This is a genomic window from Pseudomonas sp. GM41(2012) (assembly GCF_000282315.2).
Classification (GTDB): Bacteria; Pseudomonadota; Gammaproteobacteria; order Pseudomonadales; family Pseudomonadaceae; genus Aquipseudomonas.
Genome location: NZ_AKJN02000002.1, coordinates 266,356 through 283,872, shown reverse-complemented (window position 1 = coordinate 283,872; position 17,517 = coordinate 266,356). Strand labels below are relative to the sequence as shown.

The following is a 17,517-nucleotide window of genomic DNA, read 5'->3' as shown; positions in this document are numbered from 1 at the left end:
ATCTAAAAAGAGTAACGATTGGGTTCTGAGCAACCCGGGAGTCGCCATCATGAAGAACGTCCATTCATTCATGCTGCCCATCGCCGCCGTCGGCGTACTGATGTTTCCAGTCGTGCTTAACGCCGCTAGTCTTGAACCGATCGACAGCACAGGTGTGCAAGTCCAGCAGCAACAGCAAAACGGGATTACTTACCTGTCCGGAGGGGTCGGAGAGGATGAGGCTCGAGCCATTCAACAAACCCAGGGCTACAACCTGCACATGACCTTCTCCACCGGACCGAAGGACGAATATGTTCCGGATGTGAATCTGGTCATTCAGAAAAACCCGGGGTCGCCCGTGCTGACGCTGAGTGAGGCCGGCCCGTTGGTTTACGTGCAGCTGCCACCCGGCAAGTACACCGTCGTCGCGACACGCAATGGTGAGGAGCGGCGTGATACGGCGGAGGTAGGAAGCGGTGCTGCTCGCAATCTGGTCTTCCATTGGGGTAGTGAAAACTAGCCAAAGAGAGACGACTTGCGCGACGCCTGATCAAATCCCAGGCATAAAAAAACCCTGAATCTTGCGATTCAGGGTTTTCGGTATTTGGTGCCCAGAGACGGAATCGAACCGCCGACACGGGGATTTTCAATCCCCTGCTCTACCGACTGAGCTATCTGGGCAACGGGGCGCATTAAACTGGTTTTTCAGGGGGTCGTCAAGAAAGTTTTCAAAAAAATTTTAATTATTACCGTCGCTTACGTTCCGACCCTCGAAAAAGCGGGATTATTCAGCCGGCGGAACGTAGCCGTCAGCCTTGGCGTATTCCTCGCCGGAAAAGAACTTGTCCATCTCGCCCTGAAGATATTTGCGGTCTTCGGCGTTCATCATGTTCAGGCGTTTTTCGTTGATCAGCAGGGTCTGGTGCTTTTGCCAGTCTGCCCAGGCTTTGGCCGAGACGTGGTCAAAAATGTCCTGACCTTTTGCGCCAGGAAATGGAGCGCGCTCCAGGGCGGGCAATTCTTCTTTGTACTTGCGGCACATGATGGTGCGGGTCATGACGACTCTCCTGCGTTCAATACGGCGGCCGCGCGTTCGAGCAAGGTTTTGACCGGGGCGGCAAGGCCCAGGCGCGGCGGGGTGGCGAGGTTATACCAGAGCCAGTCGGCCTCGGCCACGTGATGGCCGGCCTCCTGGACCTGAACCAGCCAGGGTTCGATGGACAATTGAAAATGACTGAAGGTGTGTACCAGGCTTGGCAGCGCCTGTTGGCTGCCAAGCTCCAGCGAATGCTGCGAAGCCAGATGTTGCAGGTCGTCGAGGTCATCGAGTTCCGGCAGGCTCCATAGACCGCCCCACAAGCCCGTGGAAGGGCGACGGTAAAGCAGAATCGCGCCGTCACCGTTGGCGAGCATCGGCATCAGCGTACGCTTCTGTGGCACGGCTTTACGCGGTTTGGGGATCGGGTAGCGTGTCTCCAGGCCGAGCATGTGCGCTTCGCAGCCCTTTTCGAGCGGGCAGAGCAAGCAGCTTGGTTTGCTGCGGGTACAAAGCGTGGCGCCCAGATCCATCATCGCCTGGGTGTAGGCGTTGACCCGATCATGCGGCGTAAAGCGCTCAGCGTTCGCCCAGAGCTGTTTGGCGACCTTGGGCTCGCCCGGATAGCCCTCTTGCGCGGTAAAGCGCGCCAGCACCCGTTTGACGTTGCCGTCGAGGATCGGCGCCCGCAGGCCCATGCTCAGGCTGGCGATGGCGCCAGCCGTGGACAGGCCGATGCCCGGCAGATCAACCAGCTTTTCTACATCCCGCGGAAACTCGCCGCCGTACTCGGCGACAACAATCTTCGCGGTCTTCTGCAAATTGCGCGCACGGGTGTAGTAACCGAGGCCGGTCCATAGGTGCAGCACTTCGTCTTCCGGTGCGGCGGCCAGGGCTTCGACCGTCGGCAACGAGGCCATGAAGCGGTCGAAGTAGTTCAGCACGGTGCTGACCTGGGTTTGCTGCAACATGATTTCCGAGACCCACACCCGATACGGGGTGATGCCTTGTTGCCAGGGCAAGTCGTGGCGGCCGTGGCGGTCGTACCAGTCCAGCACCGCCGTTGAAAACTGCTCGGCTCTCATCGCTTGAACAGCCCCTTCAACGCGTTTTTCAGTTCCGGGCTGACCTTGTCGCCAAGCTTCTCGTCGATTTTTTCGCTGATTTTTTCGCCAGCCAGTTTGCTCGCGACCTGGCCCATGCGTTCGTTATCGAGGCGGCAAGCCTTGGCGCCCAGTTCCAGCGGGCCACGGCAGCGCAGCGGCCACTCGATGCCGACGAACTTCTCGCCAACCTGGCAGGCCGGGTCCGGCATGTCGCTCTTGTCGCCTTCGACGATAACGCCCACGCGGTAATCCATGCCCAGCACCCGCAGATCGACATCGCCGTCGCCATTGACGGTCATGCCCGGGATGCGCACTTTCAGGTCCGGGTTGCTGGCCACGCCGTTACGGAAGGTCAGGTTGCCCTTGAGCTCCTGGAACGGTGTGTCCTTGCCCCGTGGTTCGCCGTTGAGGGATTTACGGTTCAGGGTGGCGATGCCTTTGCACAGCTGTTGTTCGAGGTTGGCATTGAGCAACACGCCGTTGTTGATGATGAAACTGGCATTGCCGTTGAGGGTTTCGATCAGAGCTTTCTGGCTGTTGCCGCTGCCGGTCAGGTTGCTGTTGAGTGTCACCAGGCCTTTGACCGGCGGATTTTTACCCTGACTTTCGAGGATTTTTTCCACCGGTACTTTGCTGATGCTCGTCTGCATGTTCAACGCTGGCACCTGTTGGCGCACGTCGAGCGTACCTTTGGCGTCGAAGTTGCCGTCGTACAGGTCGCCGCGAAGACTTTCCAGGGTCAGCAGACCGCCCTGGCCTGTGGCCTTGAGTGCAGCGTTCTGGATCGGCAATTTATCGAGGGTCAGCTGTCCGAAGGTGAGGTCGGCGTCTACGTCGAGTTTGGCCAGGCGCTCCACCGGCAACAGCCGCTCGGTGCTCCACGCGTCTTTGGTCGGTGCTGGCGGCAGCGGTGTGCTGCCCGCGCCGGCCATGGCTTCGGCCTCGGTGTTGGCCACTTCGGCCTTACGCACCTGCGTCGCGCTGTTGGCTTCGGCGGATTTTGGTGGCAGATAACGGTCGACGTTGAAGGTGTCGGCCTTGAGGGTCGCCCGCAGCGATTGTTTGGCGAAGTCCTCGACGGCGATGCGGCCACTGAAGGTGCTGTCGTCGACTTTGAGGTTGATGTTGTCCAGGATCACGCTGGTCGGCGTGCCTGCAAGGCGGCTGACCAGTTCGACTTTGCTCAGGCTGCCTTCAGCCATCGCCGGAAGCTTCTGGCCGATGCTGTCGACGAATTTCGCCAGATCGAACTGGGCGATCGACAGGCCGCCGCTGACTTGCGGGGTTTTGTCGAGGTCGTTGACCTTCAGTTCACCCAATGCGCGCAGTTGGTTGGCAGAGATTTTGATGCCAGTCCATTCGGCGACGTTCGCCGCTTTATCCAGCAGTAACTGGCCCTGGGCGGCGAAGGTCATGGTTTTGCCTTGCAGCGGATCGCCAGCCACTTCGCCAGAGAGTTTCATGTCTTCGAATTTGTAGCGTTGCAGTGCGCGCTCGAAGCGTAGCTCGCCATTGAGCTCGGTACGGACACGCAGGACCGGCTGGTTAGTGCCCAGGAACGCGGTGAGTTTGACCGGGATGTTCGTGGAGTCATGCACCGGGCCGGTACTCAGCTGGATGCTTTCGGCGCTGAATTGCTTGCCGGTTTTCTCGTCGCTGTATTCAACGCGGGCGTTGTTGACGGTCAGGCTGTCGATGTCCAGGCGAATCGGCTGGGCCGGTTTTTCCGCTTGGGCGGTGGTCTCGGTCGCGGGTTCACCAGTGGTCGCGGGCGGCGTGGTCGGAGTGGCCGGCGCCGGTGCCTTGCCGATGTCTTCCCAGTTGCCGTGACCGTCCTTGTCGCGGTTCAGGCGCAGGTTCAGGCCTTCGACGCGCACATCGCTCATCTGCACTTCTCGGCGCAGCAGCGGCAGCACACGGACCGACAAGCCGAGCATCTGCAAATCAGCGAACGGCTCGGCGGGCTTGGCCAGGGTCGCGACGCTGGCTTCGTGCAATTCCAGGCCCAACCACGGGAACAGGCTCCAGCCGATATCGCCATTGAGCGTCAGCTCGATGTGGGCCTTGTCGCGGGCTATCTGGCGAATCTCGTCTTTATAGTCATTGGGATCAAAGAGGTGGGTCAGGGCAAAGCCCAGCGCCACAATGATCAGCAATAGCCCGAGAAGTACCAGACCCAGGATTTTGCCGAACGCTTTCATGGGCGAGTCCTTGTAGTTAGTCGAATTCGAAATTTAGCCGGGGAGTATAGCGCCCCGCAGCGGACGACCGGTCAGTGATCACGTCGGCAACTCATCCAGCGGTATTTTCAGTTTGGCCGCCAGCGCTTGTGCCTCCAGATGCCCGGCAGGCGCCAGCAAACGCAATGTCGCGCCCGATTGCGACGCCATTTTCTGCGCTTCATTCACCAGTCGCTCGGCCACGCCACGACGACGGGTAATTTTTCGTACGCATAGTTGGGACAGGTGCCAGACATCTGAGTGCCGTTGCAGGCGTGCCGCGCCCAAAAGCCGATCGTTGAAGCGGCCGGCGATCAGCGAACCGTCCAGCAGGCAGCCTTCGATCAACTGCAATTCCCCGGCAAACGGGGCAAACAGCCAGTCCGGAGCATCGCGGTAGATCTTCTGCAGATCTTGCTGATCCTGATACGTGGCTTCGTTTAGCGGCTCGACAATGATCGGCATGAGGGCTCCTTCAGTGGTACGAGAACTGATGACATACAAAAGGTGATATCACTTTGATTTTTCTGTCACGTACAGATGGTAACCTCTGCCGGTTCGTCCGTCCTTCTGCGACGCGATGTCGCACCAAAATGGAGCTTCACCTCAAAAACAGTCATGCGTGCGCATAAAGGCTGGGGGTGAGGAGCGCTGACGAACCAATCTAATAATTGGGGGATACACCATGACCACGAGCATCACGGCGGACGGCCTCAAAGCCGACCAGCCCGCGTTCCTGTCCAAGGAACGCATCATCGCCAAGCCCGGTTTCAACCGTTGGCTGGTACCGCCGGCCGCCTTGGCCATCCACCTTTGCATCGGCATGGCCTACGGCTTTTCGGTGTTCTGGTTGCCACTGTCCAAAGCCCTGGGCGTGACCAAGGCAGTGGCCTGCGCGCCGGACATGAGCTTCATCTCGCAAGTCTTCTCGTCCCAATGCGACTGGCCGATCTCGATGCTCGGCTGGATCTACACCCTGTTCTTCATCTTCCTCGGTTGCTCGGCCGCCATCTGGGGCGGCTGGCTGGAACACGCCGGGCCACGCAAGGCTGGCGTTGTATCGGCACTGTGCTGGTGTGGCGGTTTGCTGATTTCAGCGCTGGGGGTCTATACCCACCAGATATGGCTGATGTGGATCGGCTCCGGGGTCATTGGCGGTATCGGCCTGGGCCTGGGTTACATCTCGCCGGTATCGACCCTGATCAAGTGGTTCCCGGACAAGCGCGGCATGGCGACCGGCATGGCGATCATGGGTTTCGGTGGTGGCGCGATGGTCGGTGCTCCGCTGGCCGCAGCCTTGATGGGCCACTTCGCTTCGCCAACCAGCGTCGGTGTATGGCAGAGCTTCCTGGTGATGGCCGCGATCTACTTCGTGTTCATGATCGGTGGCGCACTGTCCTACCGCGTTCCGCCAACTGGCTGGAAGCCTGAAGGCTGGACTGCCCCGGCGAAGAAAGCTTCCAATGCGATGATCACCCACCGTCACGTCCACGTGAACGTGGCGTGGAAAACCCCGCAATTCCGTCTGGTGTGGCTGGTGCTGTGCCTGAACGTTTCGGCAGGTATCGGCATCCTCGGCATGGCTTCGCCGCTGTTGCAGGAAGTGTTCGCTGGCACGTTGTTGGGTAACGGCCTGACATTCGGTCAACTGGACGCTTCGCAACTGGCCTCGATCGCTGCGATTGCTGCCGGTTTCACCGGTTTGCTGAGCCTGTTCAACATCGGTGGCCGCTTCTTCTGGGCCTCGTTCTCGGACTACCTGGGCCGCAAAAATACCTATTTCGTGTTCTTCGCCCTGGGTTTTGCCCTGTACGCGCTGATCCCGAACCTCGGTCACCTGGGCAACGTTGCGCTGTTCGTGGCGGCCTTCTGCATCATCCTGTCGATGTACGGCGGTGGTTTTGCGACGGTTCCTGCGTATCTCGCGGACCTGTTCGGCACGCAAATGGTCGGCGCGATCCACGGTCGTCTGCTGACGGCCTGGGCGGCGGCGGGTGTGTTGGGTCCGGTGTTGGTGAACTACCTGCGTGAGTATCAGCTGAGCATCGGCGTTGAACGCGCCGCGGCTTACGACATCACCTTGTACATCCTCGCGGGCCTGCTGGTGCTGGGGTTCATCTGCAACCTGCTGGTGCGTCCGGTGGCTGACAAGTACTTCATGACCGACGCTGAACTGGCCGCCGAACAGGCGCTGGGCCACGACAAAGGGGCTGACAGCAGCACCGTACTGGAGTGGAAAGCGGATGCGGGCACCAAGCCTTTGGCAGTGGCTGCGTGGCTGGTGGTGGGTATTCCGTTGGCGTGGGGTGTTTGGGTGACCCTGCAGAAAACGGCAGTATTGTTCCACTAAGTTAAGTAAACGCATCACCCCGTGTGGGAGTGAGCCTGCTCGCGATAGCGGTCTGACAGTCGACAGAGATGTTGAATGTGAGGGCCTCATCGCGAGCAGGTCGAATCGTCGCACCGTCACTCCCACATTTGTTTTGTGTTCCATCCAAATGGCTTGTATGGACATGTCTATCCCCGACAGCGCGGGGTTCAGCCCGTCAGGGATATCACGTCGCGTGTTTCTGTTTGGCGCCCGCGCCCCTATAATGGTTGCCTTTTTCGCCCAATGATTTTGCGGAGCTGGTGATGGCCGAACGTAAGGCGTCAGTCGAGCGCGACACTCTGGAAACCCAGATCAAAGCCTCGATCAACCTGGATGGCACCGGAAAGGCCCGATTTGATATCGGTGTTCCTTTTCTTGAGCACATGCTGGACCAGATCGCCCGTCACGGGCTGATCGACCTGGATATTGTCAGCAAGGGCGACCTGCATATCGACGACCACCACACGGTGGAAGACGTCGGTATCACCCTGGGTCAGGCCTTTGCCAAAGCCATCGGCGACAAGAAAGGCATCCGTCGCTACGGCCACGCCTACGTGCCGCTCGATGAAGCGCTGTCGCGCGTGGTGATCGACTTCTCCGGCCGCCCTGGCCTGCAGATGCACGTTCCCTACACCCGTGCCACCGTTGGCGGCTTCGACGTTGACCTGTTCCAGGAATTTTTCCAGGGCTTCGTCAACCACGCGCTCGTCAGCCTGCACATCGACAACCTGCGCGGCACCAACACTCACCACCAGATCGAAACCGTGTTCAAGGCTTTCGGCCGCGCCCTGCGCATGGCTGTGGAGCTGGATGACCGCATGGCCGGTCAGATGCCGTCGACCAAAGGCGTTCTGTAATGCAGACGGTCGCGGTTATCGATTACGGCATGGGCAACCTGCACTCGGTGGCCAAGGCCCTCGAGCACGTCGGTGCCGGCAAGGTCCTGATCACCAGCGATGCCGATGTGATTCGCGAAGCCGACCGGGTGGTTTTTCCCGGCGTCGGCGCGATTCGCGATTGCATGGCGGAGATCCGTCGCCTGGGCTTCGATTCGCTGGTGCGTGAAGTCAGCCAGGACCGCCCGTTCCTCGGCATCTGCGTCGGCATGCAAGCCTTGCTCGACAGCAGTGAAGAGAACGACGGCGTCGACTGCATCGGCCTGTTTCCGGGTCAGGTGAAGTTCTTCGGCAAGGATTTGCACGAAGAGGGCGAACACCTGAAAGTCCCGCACATGGGCTGGAACGAAGTGAAGCAGACGGTCACACATCCGCTGTGGCACAACATTCCGGACCTGGCGCGTTTCTACTTCGTGCACAGCTACTACATCGCTGCCGGCAACCCGCGGCAAGTGGTGGGTGGCGGTCACTACGGTGTCGATTTCGCTGCGGCGCTGGCCGATGGCTCGCGTTTCGCCGTGCAGTTCCACCCGGAGAAGAGCCATACCCATGGCCTGCAATTACTGCAGAACTTCGCCGCGTGGGATGGTCGCTGGTAAATGGCCGTCAAGAAGAAGCCGCCGATCCTGACCCTCACTCCTGAACAGGAGAACGAGGCCAATCACAAGATCAAACGCTTTATGGAAGATCGCTTCGAACTGGACCTGGGTTCGTTCGAAGCGGCTGAAATCCTTGAGCTGTTTACCCGTGAAATTGCGCCGCACTATTACAACAGGGCGATTTTCGATGTGCAGACGCACCTCAAAGAGAGGTTCGAAAGCATCGAAAGCGACTTGTGGGCGCTCGAGAAAAACTGATTTTCGAGCGAAGCTGAACAATCGAATTTGAAGGTTTGCCAGATGCTGATTATTCCCGCTATCGATCTTAAAGACGGTGCCTGTGTTCGTCTGCGCCAGGGCCGCATGGAAGATTCCACGGTGTTCTCCGATGACCCGGTGAGCATGGCTGCCAAGTGGGTGGAAGGCGGTTGCCGCCGTCTGCATCTGGTCGACCTGAACGGCGCCTTCGAAGGCCAGCCGGTCAACGGCGAAGTGGTCACCGCCATCGCCAAGCGCTACCCGAACCTGCCGATCCAGATCGGCGGCGGTATCCGCTCGCTGGAAACCATCGAACACTACGTGAAAGCGGGCGTGAGCTACGTGATCATCGGCACCAAAGCCGTGAAAGATCCGGCTTTCGTTGCTGAAGCCTGCCGCGCGTTCCCGGGCAAAGTGATCGTCGGTCTGGATGCCAAAGACGGTTTTGTCGCCACTGACGGCTGGGCTGAAATCAGCACCATTCAGGTGATTGACCTGGCCAGGCAATTCGAAGCCGACGGCGTATCCGCGATCGTTTATACCGACATCGCCAAAGACGGCATGATGCAGGGCTGCAACGTACCGTTCACCGCTGCGCTGGCCGCTGCGACGAAGATTCCAGTGATCGCTTCCGGCGGTATCCACAATCTGGGTGACATCAAGTCGCTGCTCGACGCCAAGGCGCCAGGCATCATCGGTGCCATCACCGGCCGGGCGATTTACGAAGGCACCCTCGATGTCGCTGAAGCGCAAGCTTTCTGCGATTCGTACAAAGGCTGAGGACTCACCATGGCGCTGGCCAAACGCATCATCCCTTGCCTGGACGTGGATAACGGCCGGGTGGTCAAGGGCGTCAAGTTCGAGAACATTCGCGACGCCGGCGACCCGGTGGAAATCGCCCGTCGCTACGACGAGCAAGGTGCCGACGAGATTACCTTTCTCGACATCACCGCCAGCGTCGATGGCCGCGATACCACGCTGCATACCGTCGAACGCATGGCCAGCCAGGTGTTCATTCCGCTGACCGTGGGTGGCGGTGTGCGTACCGTGCAGGACATTCGCAACTTGCTCAATGCCGGCGCGGATAAGGTTTCGATCAACACCGCTGCGGTGTTCAACCCGGAATTCGTCGGCGAAGCGGCTCAGCATTTCGGCTCGCAGTGCATTGTCGTCGCCATCGACGCCAAGAAAGTTTCCGGTCCGGGCGAAACCCCGCGCTGGGAAATCTTTACTCACGGTGGTCGCAAGCCAACCGGTCTCGACGCCGTTGAGTGGGCGAAAAAGATGGAAGGCCTCGGTGCCGGTGAAATCCTGCTGACCAGCATGGACCAGGACGGCATGAAAAACGGCTTCGACCTGGGCGTCACCCGCGCCATCAGCGACGCACTGGGGATTCCGGTCATCGCGTCCGGCGGTGTCGGCAACCTGCAACACTTGGCCGACGGCATCCTCGAAGGCCACGCTAGCGCGGTGCTGGCGGCGAGTATTTTCCACTTCGGCGAATACACCGTGCAGGAAGCCAAGGCCTACATGGCTCATCGCGGCATTGTGATGCGTTAAACAGTACAGGCCAGTGGACAGCATGGCGGGCTCAAGGCACTCTTGGGCACGCCATGGATTCCGGTAGCCCGACATGCTTAAACGTCTTCTTCTTGTCCTCGCCAGTGCTTCTCTGTTGTTCATCAACGGAGTTCACGCCGAAGAAAATCCCGGCACCGGTCTGGTGTTGCTGACGGAAAACTTCCCGCCGTACAACATGGCGAAGAACGGCAAGAACTTCGCTCAGGACGAGAACATCAACGGCATTGCCGTGGACATTGTCCGTGAGATGTTCAAACGCGCCGACATCACTTACAGCCTGACGCTGCGTTTCCCTTGGGAGCGAATCTACAAACTTGCCCTGGAAAAACCCGGTTATGGCGTGTTCGTGATGGCGCGGTTGCCGGACCGTGAGAAACTCTTCAAGTGGGTCGGCCCGATTGGTCCGGACGACTGGATCATGCTGGCCAAGGCGGACAGCCAGATCACGCTCGAGACGCTGGAGCAGGCGCGCAAGTACAAAATTGGCGCCTACAAGGGCGATGCGATTGCCGAGACGCTGGCCAAACAGGGACTGAAACCGATCGTTGTGCTGCGCGATCAAGACAACGCAAAAAAACTGGTCAACGGCCAGATCGACCTGTGGGCCACGGGTGACCCGGCAGGCCGCTATCTGGCGCGCCAGGACGGCGTGAACGGGCTCAAGACTGTGCTGCGCTTCAACAGCGCCGAGTTATACCTGGCGTTGAACAAGGACGTGCCAGACGAAACCGTTGCCAAGCTTCAGGCAGCGCTGGATCAGTTGCGCAAGGAAGGCGTGGTGGACGACATCATGGCGAAGTATCTGTAACCCTCACTTCGATGCAACCTGAGACGGAGCGGCCGGCGTCGCGCTCAAGTACACGGCACTGGTAAACACGTTGTTCAATGTCGCCCTTGTCAGGTGCTGTTGCCCTGAGGCAACGCCAATAATACAGAGCGCATGTGCGCCGCTTTGTGGCCCGATTTCACTATTGATATAAGCATCTTCAGAGCTGATGGCGGCGCTGTAATAGTCGGAAGCTTTGCAGTCCCTGGCGTTATGGACCGTTTTGTAGCGATAGAAGGGCGCCTCGAGGGAGAACCTGAAGTCCCACGTAGGCAATACGATCTGCCCGTCCGCGTTTTGCGTTCTATACACGTATGACTTGAGCTTCCAGGGCTCCGTGACAGTCAGCTCGACTGGCTCCAGCGAACAGTTCGCCCCATTACTGGTGAAGACACCGTCAATAAAGCAGTTGTGTAGAAAGTTGGCCGAGTAGCTGTAGTTGAAACGGGCAGCTGTGCAGGACGTCGAGTGCTCGCAGCCAGGCGGCGCGGGTGTATTGCGCGAGACCACGACCTTACTGACGATGCCGGTGATTTCATTGGTGCGGCGGTTCAGCATCGGGCTACCGGAGCTGCCAGCGTGAAGGTCGCAGCTGTTTTTCATGGCCAAAGGGAACACCCCGGGGTGATCGATGAACGTTCCGGCGGTTTGTTCAGCGCAGGCGCTCAATCGAAGACCTTGTTCGGTAAAACCGCCCGGCGCGCCAACGTTAAGCGCATCCTGACTCTCGTAGGTTTGATGGGACGCCAGCTTGAGCGGGTTGACCCCGGCCCGTATCAGCGACGCCAATGTCGCCTCGACCTCCAATACTGCAAGATCGGTCCCGACCAGACTGCTCCATCGGGCAGTTCGGATGGCGTATTGGCGCTTACGCTGTGGCATGTCATGAAAGTAGTGGAAGGTGACGCTGGCTTCCAAAGGCAGATGGGTCCGCGCAGAACCGTACTCAAAGAGCACGCAATGACCGCTGGTGAGCAGGTAAGCAGGGCCGGTGGCTCGGCCTTGCCTGTTTCGCGTATCCAGTAGAACGGCGCTGCAAGTCTCGCCCGATTGGAGGCTGAGTCGTCCCACGCCGCTCCAGATTTCATAAAAATGCTCGCTGTTTTGCAGTGCCCTTGACGGTGAGTCGTTGACGGCGCCTTCGCCCAGGTCGCGGGCCTGTACAGCGGAAATAGCCAGCAGGCCAATCAGGCCGGCGAAGCAAAAGAAACTGAGGTATTTCATGTCCATTCCTTGGGGATGAAATTCAGAGTGAGCGCTATCGTGGCACGGGGCGGTGTACCGGCAGGTATAAATAGTTATCGCGAAATGGAGTGGGCTGCTGGGAATTACCGGGCGGTCGGGAGGCGGTACTGGCCATCCTTGCCATGCGCTGCCGTTGCACGATTGCCGCGCACACTGATCATCTGTTTGATGTCGATCCAGTCAATGCCCTGAGCCTTGAGCTTGGGCAATTCACGTTCAAGCACCGCTAATGTCTGCGGATACGGATGCCCGATCATCACCGCAGAACCCTGCTTGCGCGCCAGGCTGATTGCCGTCTGCAGCTGAGTAAATATCGCGGCTTCAGTGGGCTCGTCATCCAGGAATACATCCCGCGAAACGCTCGCCAGACCAATCTTCTGCGCCTCGGCGGCCGCCACGGTTTGCGCACTGGTGCGGCTGTCGACGAAGAATTTGTGCCGACGCTGCAAGTCCGCCATCAACCAAGCCATGGCAGCCGGCTGAGAGGTCATGCGGCTGCCCATGTGGTTGTTGATGCCAGCGGTGTAGGGCACGACCTTGAACGCTGCGTTCAGGCGTTTCTCAAGTTCGTCGATGGGCAAGTCGGGGTGCCAGGCGAACGGGCCGGTGGCCGGGTCCATGGGCATGTGCAGGATGACAATCTTGCCCGCGCGATGGGCCTCGCGGGCGAATTCGGTGGCGTGGGGCGTGTCCGGCATGATCGCTGTGGTGACCGGGCCGGGCAGGGCCAGCACGCGGCGATCCCGGGGCAGGTTCTGTCCCAGGTCATCGATGATCAGGCTCAGATAAGCCTTGTGAGGTGTGGCCGCTGTTGTGGCAGGCGCCGCGTGAGCGACACCCGCCAGACAGCACAGCAGACCGAGTAATAACCGCAGGCGCATCTCAGCGGCCGGAGGTGATGCTCAACCCTTTGAGCAGGCTCAGGGCCTGGGCCAATTGGTAGTCGTCATCCTGCGGCATCGCCTTGGGTTTGCCGCTGGAGCTGGTCGGTTTGTCGGCGCCGCCGTTGCCATTGCCCAGGTGACCTTGCAGATCGGCTTCCTTGAAGTACTCGCCGTCCTGCTCGTTGGTGATCTTGGCCTTGCGTACTTCGATGTCCGGGACGATGCCCTGAGCCTGGATCGAGCGGCCGTTCGGCGTGTAATACAGCGCCGTGGTGATCTTCAGTGCGCGGTCGTTGTTCAGCGGCAGCACGGTTTGTACCGAGCCTTTGCCGAAACTGGTGGTGCCCATGACCACCGCGCGTTTCTGATCCTGCAAGGCGCCGGCGACAATTTCCGAGGCCGAGGCGCTGCCGCCGTTAATCAGTGCAACCATTGGCACGGCTTCGCTTTCGTCCTTGCCGGTGGCGGAGAAGCGCAGTTCGGAGTTGGCGATACGGCCCTTGGTGTAAACGATCAGGCCCTTGGTGATGAAGTGGTCGACCACTTCCACCGCCGCTTGCAGCACGCCGCCCGGGTTGTTACGCAGGTCGAGGATGATGCCTTTGAGCTTCTTGCCGTTGTCCTTGCGCAGCTTGGCCAGGGCCTTGGAGACTTCGTCGCCGGTCTTGACCTGGAACTGGGTGATGCGGATGTAGCCGTAGCCGGACTCCAGCAACTGGCTCTTCACGCTCTTCACTTGAATGATGGCGCGGACCAGGGTCACGTCGAACGGCGCACCGCCATCACGAACCAGGGTCAGGGTGATTTTCTGGCCGATCTTGCCGCGCATCTTGTCCACGGCTTCGGTCATGCTCTGGCCGCGGGTCGGCTGGCCGTTGATCTTGACGATGAAGTCGCCGGCCTGAATGCCAGCCTTGGAGGCCGGGGTGTCATCGATCGGCGAAACCACCTTGATGAAACCGTCTTCGGCACCGACTTCGATGCCCAGGCCGCCGAATTCGCCGCTGGTGCTTTCCTGCAATTCAGCGAAGTCTTCCGGGCCCAGGTAGGCGGAGTGCGGGTCGAGGTTGCTGAGCATGCCTTTGATGGCGTTTTCCAGCAGGGTCTTGTCGTCCACCGGCTCGACATAGGCAGCCTTGATCCGATCCATGACCTCGGCAAAGGTGCGCAACTCTTCCAGAGGCAACGGCGCCTTGGTGGTCGCAGCAGTGCCCGCAGGCGCGACCGCCGGGGCCGGTTGAGCGGCAAACGCCAGAGGCGCGCCGATCACCAGGGCGATCGTCAGGGCCAGCGAGGTAAGGCGGGACAAATGCAGCATGTCGAACGAACTCCTGAAGTAGATGGCGTACTTATCCTTGCGCACGACACCATTGCGCCGGATCACTCGGGTGACCCTGCTGACGAATAGCGAAATACAGCGCTGGTGTGTCCTGCCCGCCACTGCTACCCACAGTGGAGATGGACTCACCGGCTTTTACCACGTCACCCGCAGACTTGAGCAGCGTCTGGTTGTGACCATAAAGACTCAAAAAACCGTTGCCGTGGTCGAGAATCACCAGCAACCCGGCACCTCGCAACCAGTCGGCGAACACCACGCGACCGCCATGCACGGCGTGCACCTGGCTGCCGGCGGAGGCGCTGATCATCACGCCGTCCCACTTGGTGCGGGCGTCGTCGCCACGGGTTTCGCCAAAGCGTGCCAGCAGTCGACCATCGACTGGCCAGGGAAGTTTTCCCCGGCTTGAAGCAAAGGGGCCGCCGAAGGTCTCACCTGAACTTGATACCAGGGCGCCGGGTGTCGATTTAACGGGTTTGCGTGGGGCGTCAGTAGCTTCAGCATCTGCTGCAGCCTGGGCCTCACGTAAACGCTTTTTTTCGGCTTCCTGCTGGGCGATCAGCGCTTTTTGCCGCGCTTCTTCTGCCTCTCGGGCCTGACGGGCCAAGGTTTCTTCAATGGTTTTAAGGACTTTAGACAGGTCTGCCTGATCTTGCTCGCGGGCTGCCAGCTTCTGATCGCGGGCCTTCACGTCGTCGCTGAGCTTGGCCAGGACTTGCTGGCGCTCCTTGCGGACTTTGTCGAGCTCATCACGCTGGCTGTCGAGGCTGCTTTTCTGCACCAGCAATTGCGCCTGTTGCATGGCGATGTCCTTTTCGACATTGGCCAGTTGGCGCAGGGTTTCGTTGAAATTCTTCAGCTGCTCCAGGCGGGCCTGGCTCAGGTAGTCGTAATAGGTGAGGGTGCGGGCGAATTTTTCCGGGTTCTGCTGGTTGAGCAGCAGCTTCAAGTACTCCTGACGACCGTTCTGATAGGCCGCGCGGGCCTGAATGGCGATCAGTCGCTGCTGTTCAATGCGCGCGCTCTGGAGTTTTTTTTTCTCGGCATCGAGTCGCTGCAGCTCGGATTCGCTTTTCTTCAGCTCTTTTTGCAGGGCATCGACCTGCTTCTCGAGCTTGCCCATCTCGGTCTCGGTGCCTTTGAGGTCTTTCTGCACACCGGACTTTTCTTCCTGGAGCTTGCCCAGCAGCTTTTTCAGCTCGGCAATGTCCTGACGCGTGGCGTCCAACTGTTGTTGGGTTTGCGCGCGCTCGTCAGCAAAGGCCGGTTGGAGCAGGCATGTCAGAGCAAGGGCTATCAGGACGCGAAGCATAGAGGCGGGCGACACCAGGGAAAGGGACAGCCTAGTATGCCCGCCAAGCGCTGCAAAAAAAACGCCCAATTGGGGCTGTGTGATAACCGGGCTGAAAAACACCGAAAACCAATGTGGGAGCGAGCTTGCTCGCGATGGCATCAGTACATTCAACAAAGATGTTGGCTGTCAGATTGCTATCGCGAGCAGGCTCGCTCCCACAGGGTTTTGGTGGTGTTTGAAGGGGCGGGTTACACCAGAATCGATGTCCCGGTCATTTCCGCCGGTTTTTCCAGGCCCATCAACATCAGCATGGTCGGTGCCACATCCGCCAGCACGCCGCCGTCGCGAACCTTGAAGTCACGCTTGCCGACATAGATGAACGGCACCGGTTCGGTGGTGTGGGCGGTATGCGCCTGGCCAGTGGTCTCATCGGACATCTGCTCGACGTTGCCGTGGTCGGCAGTAATCAGGGCTTCACCACCGACTTTTTCCAGCGCATCAACGATGCGGCCAACACACAGGTCGAGGCATTCAACGGCTTTTACCGCTGCGTCGAACACGCCGCTGTGGCCGACCATGTCGCCGTTGGCGTAGTTGACGACGATCACGTCGTAACGCTGGTTTTCGATGGCATCGACGATGCGGTCGGTGACTTTCGGGGCGCTCATCTCGGGCTGCAAGTCATACGTGGCGACTTTTGGCGACGGGATCAGGATGCGTTCTTCGCCCGGGAACGGTTCTTCACGGCCGCCGGAGAAGAAGAAGGTTACGTGGGCATACTTCTCGGTTTCGGCAATGCGCAGCTGGGTCTTGCCGTTTTTCGCCAGGTAGTCGCCCAGCACGTTGTCCAGGCTGCCTGCGGCGAAGGCCGATGGGGCGGGAATGCTGGCGGCGTACTGGGTCAGCATGACGAAGCCGGCCAGTTTTGGCTGGCGGGCACGTTCAAATTCCTTGAAATCGTCTTCGACGAACACGCGGGTCAGTTCGCGGGCGCGGTCAGCGCGGAAGTTCATGAACACCACGGCGTCGCCGTCTTCGACTTTTACCGGCTCACCGATGCTGGTGGCTTTGACGAATTCGTCGCTCTCGCCGCGTTCGTACGCGGCTTGCAGGCCTTCCTGAGCGGTGGCGGCGTTGAATTCGCCGTTGCCATCGACAATCAGGTTGTAAGCCTGGGACACGCGGTCCCAACGGTTGTCGCGGTCCATGGCGAAGTAACGGCCAATAATGCTGGCGATCCGGCCTTTGCCGAGGGCCTGGAAGGCCGCATCCAGCAGTTCGATGGACGACTCAGCGCTTTTCGGCGGCGTGTCGCGACCATCAAGGAAGGCGTGCAGATAGATTTTTTCAGCGCCGCGCTTGAAAGCCAGTTCGGCCATGGCAACCAGGTGATCCTGGTGGCTGTGAACGCCGCCATCGGACAGCAGGCCCATGAAATGCACGGCTTTGCCGGCAGCAACGGCTTTATCGACAGCGGCGCAGATGGTCGGGTTCTCGAAGAACTCGCCGTCGCGGATCGATTTGGTCACGCGTGTGAAGTCCTGATACACCACGCGGCCGGCGCCGAGGTTCATGTGGCCGACTTCGGAGTTGCCCATCTGGCCATCCGGCAGGCCGACGTCCATGCCGCTGCCCGAGATCAGGCCGTTCGGCACGGTGGCCCACAGACGGTCCAGTACAGGCTTCTTCGCCGCAAAGATGGCGTTGGATTCAGGGCTCTCACTGTGACCGAAGCCGTCGAGAATAATCAGGACCAAAGGTTTAGGCGTGGTAGTCATGGATTCCACTCGTGGCTGAGTTAATAGAGGGCGATGGAAAAGGGAGTGGCAGTTTAAAGCTAAGTTCCGACGGCGTCACCGCCGGACGGGGTTTGGCCCACCATAGTGG

General features: G+C 59.7%; 17 protein-coding genes and 1 tRNA gene. 8 read left to right on the top strand and 10 right to left on the bottom strand.

Features of this window, described 5'->3' with window-relative positions; all coding sequences use genetic code 11:
* Positions 1 to 49: 49 nt before the first annotated feature.
* Complete coding sequence (locus tag PMI27_RS27655) at positions 50 to 499, top strand: hypothetical protein (RefSeq protein WP_008149403.1); 450 nt, start codon at positions 50 to 52, stop codon at positions 497 to 499.
* Positions 500 to 584: 85 nt separating this feature from the next.
* Here PMI27_RS27655 and PMI27_RS0229000 read toward each other — a convergent pair.
* The 5 genes from PMI27_RS0229000 to PMI27_RS27675 form a co-directional block, all read right to left on the bottom strand.
* A tRNA-Phe gene (locus PMI27_RS0229000) sits at positions 585 to 660 on the bottom strand.
* A gap of 103 nt (positions 661 to 763) precedes the next feature.
* Positions 764 to 1,036 (bottom strand): oxidative damage protection protein, encoded by a 273-nt coding sequence (locus PMI27_RS27660; RefSeq protein ID WP_008149405.1) that lies wholly within the window; start codon positions 1,034 to 1,036, stop codon positions 764 to 766.
* On the bottom strand, positions 1,033 to 2,100 hold the full coding sequence (gene mutY / locus PMI27_RS27665) for an A/G-specific adenine glycosylase (protein WP_008149408.1): 1,068 nt from the start codon (positions 2,098 to 2,100) through the stop codon (positions 1,033 to 1,035). The genes PMI27_RS27660 and mutY overlap by 4 nt, the downstream gene beginning before the upstream one ends.
* Entirely contained in the window at positions 2,097 to 4,322 is a 2,226-nt protein-coding gene (locus PMI27_RS27670) for an AsmA family protein (protein ID WP_008149410.1), read from the bottom strand. The genes mutY and PMI27_RS27670 overlap by 4 nt, the downstream gene beginning before the upstream one ends.
* A 78-nt stretch (positions 4,323 to 4,400) precedes the next feature.
* The gene (locus PMI27_RS27675; RefSeq protein ID WP_008149412.1) at positions 4,401 to 4,805 is read right to left on the bottom strand and encodes an acetyl-CoA sensor PanZ family protein; all 405 of its coding nucleotides are present in this window, start codon (positions 4,803 to 4,805) and stop codon (positions 4,401 to 4,403) included.
* 220 nt (positions 4,806 to 5,025) lie between these two features.
* On the opposite strand from PMI27_RS27675, the gene PMI27_RS27680 reads away from it, so the two are divergent.
* From PMI27_RS27680 to PMI27_RS27710, 7 genes are all read left to right on the top strand, one after another.
* A complete protein-coding gene (locus PMI27_RS27680) occupies positions 5,026 to 6,690 on the top strand; it encodes an OFA family MFS transporter (RefSeq protein WP_008149415.1) in 1,665 nt (554 codons plus the stop codon).
* 284 nt (positions 6,691 to 6,974) lie between these two features.
* Positions 6,975 to 7,568, top strand: a complete 594-nt coding sequence (gene hisB, locus PMI27_RS27685) for an imidazoleglycerol-phosphate dehydratase HisB (protein WP_003218037.1) — start codon at positions 6,975 to 6,977, stop codon at positions 7,566 to 7,568.
* Entirely contained in the window at positions 7,568 to 8,206 is a 639-nt protein-coding gene (hisH, locus tag PMI27_RS27690; protein WP_008149418.1) for an imidazole glycerol phosphate synthase subunit HisH, read from the top strand. The genes hisB and hisH overlap by 1 nt, the downstream gene beginning before the upstream one ends.
* Positions 8,207 to 8,464 carry a DUF2164 domain-containing protein gene (locus PMI27_RS27695; protein ID WP_008024930.1) on the top strand — a complete coding sequence of 86 codons (258 nt, stop codon included), beginning with the start codon at positions 8,207 to 8,209 and terminating at the stop codon, positions 8,462 to 8,464. It abuts the gene before it with no gap.
* A gap of 42 nt (positions 8,465 to 8,506) precedes the next feature.
* Positions 8,507 to 9,244 carry a 1-(5-phosphoribosyl)-5-[(5-phosphoribosylamino)methylideneamino]imidazole-4-carboxamide isomerase gene (hisA, locus tag PMI27_RS27700; protein ID WP_008149420.1) on the top strand — a complete coding sequence of 246 codons (738 nt, stop codon included), beginning with the start codon at positions 8,507 to 8,509 and terminating at the stop codon, positions 9,242 to 9,244.
* A gap of 9 nt (positions 9,245 to 9,253) precedes the next feature.
* Entirely contained in the window at positions 9,254 to 10,024 is a 771-nt protein-coding gene (gene hisF / locus PMI27_RS27705; protein ID WP_007897430.1) for an imidazole glycerol phosphate synthase subunit HisF, read from the top strand.
* 73 nt (positions 10,025 to 10,097) lie between these two features.
* Positions 10,098 to 10,853, top strand: a complete 756-nt coding sequence (locus PMI27_RS27710; RefSeq protein ID WP_008149422.1) for a substrate-binding periplasmic protein — start codon at positions 10,098 to 10,100, stop codon at positions 10,851 to 10,853.
* Positions 10,854 to 10,856: 3 nt separating this feature from the next.
* Here PMI27_RS27710 and PMI27_RS27715 read toward each other — a convergent pair whose 3' ends face one another.
* From PMI27_RS27715 to gpmI, 5 genes are all read right to left on the bottom strand, one after another.
* Positions 10,857 to 12,095 (bottom strand): trypsin-like serine peptidase, encoded by a 1,239-nt coding sequence (locus PMI27_RS27715; protein WP_008149424.1) that lies wholly within the window; start codon positions 12,093 to 12,095, stop codon positions 10,857 to 10,859.
* 104 nt (positions 12,096 to 12,199) lie between these two features.
* The gene (locus tag PMI27_RS27720; protein ID WP_008149425.1) at positions 12,200 to 12,997 is read right to left on the bottom strand and encodes a divergent polysaccharide deacetylase family protein; all 798 of its coding nucleotides are present in this window, start codon (positions 12,995 to 12,997) and stop codon (positions 12,200 to 12,202) included.
* Between the two features lies 1 nt (position 12,998).
* Entirely contained in the window at positions 12,999 to 14,318 is a 1,320-nt protein-coding gene (locus tag PMI27_RS27725) for a S41 family peptidase (RefSeq protein ID WP_008149426.1), read from the bottom strand.
* A 31-nt stretch (positions 14,319 to 14,349) separates the two neighbouring features.
* Positions 14,350 to 15,648, bottom strand: coding sequence for a murein hydrolase activator EnvC family protein (locus tag PMI27_RS27730; RefSeq protein ID WP_008149427.1), 1,299 nt, complete (start codon positions 15,646 to 15,648; stop codon positions 14,350 to 14,352).
* A gap of 230 nt (positions 15,649 to 15,878) precedes the next feature.
* Positions 15,879 to 17,408: a 2,3-bisphosphoglycerate-independent phosphoglycerate mutase gene (gene gpmI, locus PMI27_RS27735; protein WP_008149428.1), complete on the bottom strand. Its 1,530-nt coding sequence runs from the start codon at positions 17,406 to 17,408 to the stop codon at positions 15,879 to 15,881.
* Positions 17,409 to 17,517: the final 109 nt, after the last annotated feature.

What these genes read in the sequence shown, in the direction of transcription:
- PMI27_RS27655 (WP_008149403.1), top strand. Translation starts at nt 50, where the DNA reads ATGAAGAACGTCCATTCATTCATGCTGCCCATCGCCGCCGTCGGCGTA.
- PMI27_RS27660 (WP_008149405.1), bottom strand. Translation starts at nt 1,036, where the DNA reads ATGACCCGCACCATCATGTGCCGCAAGTACAAAGAAGAATTGCCCGCC.
- mutY (WP_008149408.1), bottom strand. Translation starts at nt 2,100, where the DNA reads ATGAGAGCCGAGCAGTTTTCAACGGCGGTGCTGGACTGGTACGACCGC.
- PMI27_RS27670 (WP_008149410.1), bottom strand. Translation starts at nt 4,322, where the DNA reads ATGAAAGCGTTCGGCAAAATCCTGGGTCTGGTACTTCTCGGGCTATTG.
- PMI27_RS27675 (WP_008149412.1), bottom strand. Translation starts at nt 4,805, where the DNA reads ATGCCGATCATTGTCGAGCCGCTAAACGAAGCCACGTATCAGGATCAG.
- PMI27_RS27680 (WP_008149415.1), top strand. Translation starts at nt 5,026, where the DNA reads ATGACCACGAGCATCACGGCGGACGGCCTCAAAGCCGACCAGCCCGCG.
- hisB (WP_003218037.1), top strand. Translation starts at nt 6,975, where the DNA reads ATGGCCGAACGTAAGGCGTCAGTCGAGCGCGACACTCTGGAAACCCAG.
- hisH (WP_008149418.1), top strand. Translation starts at nt 7,568, where the DNA reads ATGCAGACGGTCGCGGTTATCGATTACGGCATGGGCAACCTGCACTCG.
- PMI27_RS27695 (WP_008024930.1), top strand. Translation starts at nt 8,207, where the DNA reads ATGGCCGTCAAGAAGAAGCCGCCGATCCTGACCCTCACTCCTGAACAG.
- hisA (WP_008149420.1), top strand. Translation starts at nt 8,507, where the DNA reads ATGCTGATTATTCCCGCTATCGATCTTAAAGACGGTGCCTGTGTTCGT.
- hisF (WP_007897430.1), top strand. Translation starts at nt 9,254, where the DNA reads ATGGCGCTGGCCAAACGCATCATCCCTTGCCTGGACGTGGATAACGGC.
- PMI27_RS27710 (WP_008149422.1), top strand. Translation starts at nt 10,098, where the DNA reads ATGCTTAAACGTCTTCTTCTTGTCCTCGCCAGTGCTTCTCTGTTGTTC.
- PMI27_RS27715 (WP_008149424.1), bottom strand. Translation starts at nt 12,095, where the DNA reads ATGAAATACCTCAGTTTCTTTTGCTTCGCCGGCCTGATTGGCCTGCTG.
- PMI27_RS27720 (WP_008149425.1), bottom strand. Translation starts at nt 12,997, where the DNA reads ATGCGCCTGCGGTTATTACTCGGTCTGCTGTGCTGTCTGGCGGGTGTC.
- PMI27_RS27725 (WP_008149426.1), bottom strand. Translation starts at nt 14,318, where the DNA reads ATGCTGCATTTGTCCCGCCTTACCTCGCTGGCCCTGACGATCGCCCTG.
- PMI27_RS27730 (WP_008149427.1), bottom strand. Translation starts at nt 15,648, where the DNA reads ATGCTTCGCGTCCTGATAGCCCTTGCTCTGACATGCCTGCTCCAACCG.
- gpmI (WP_008149428.1), bottom strand. Translation starts at nt 17,408, where the DNA reads ATGACTACCACGCCTAAACCTTTGGTCCTGATTATTCTCGACGGCTTC.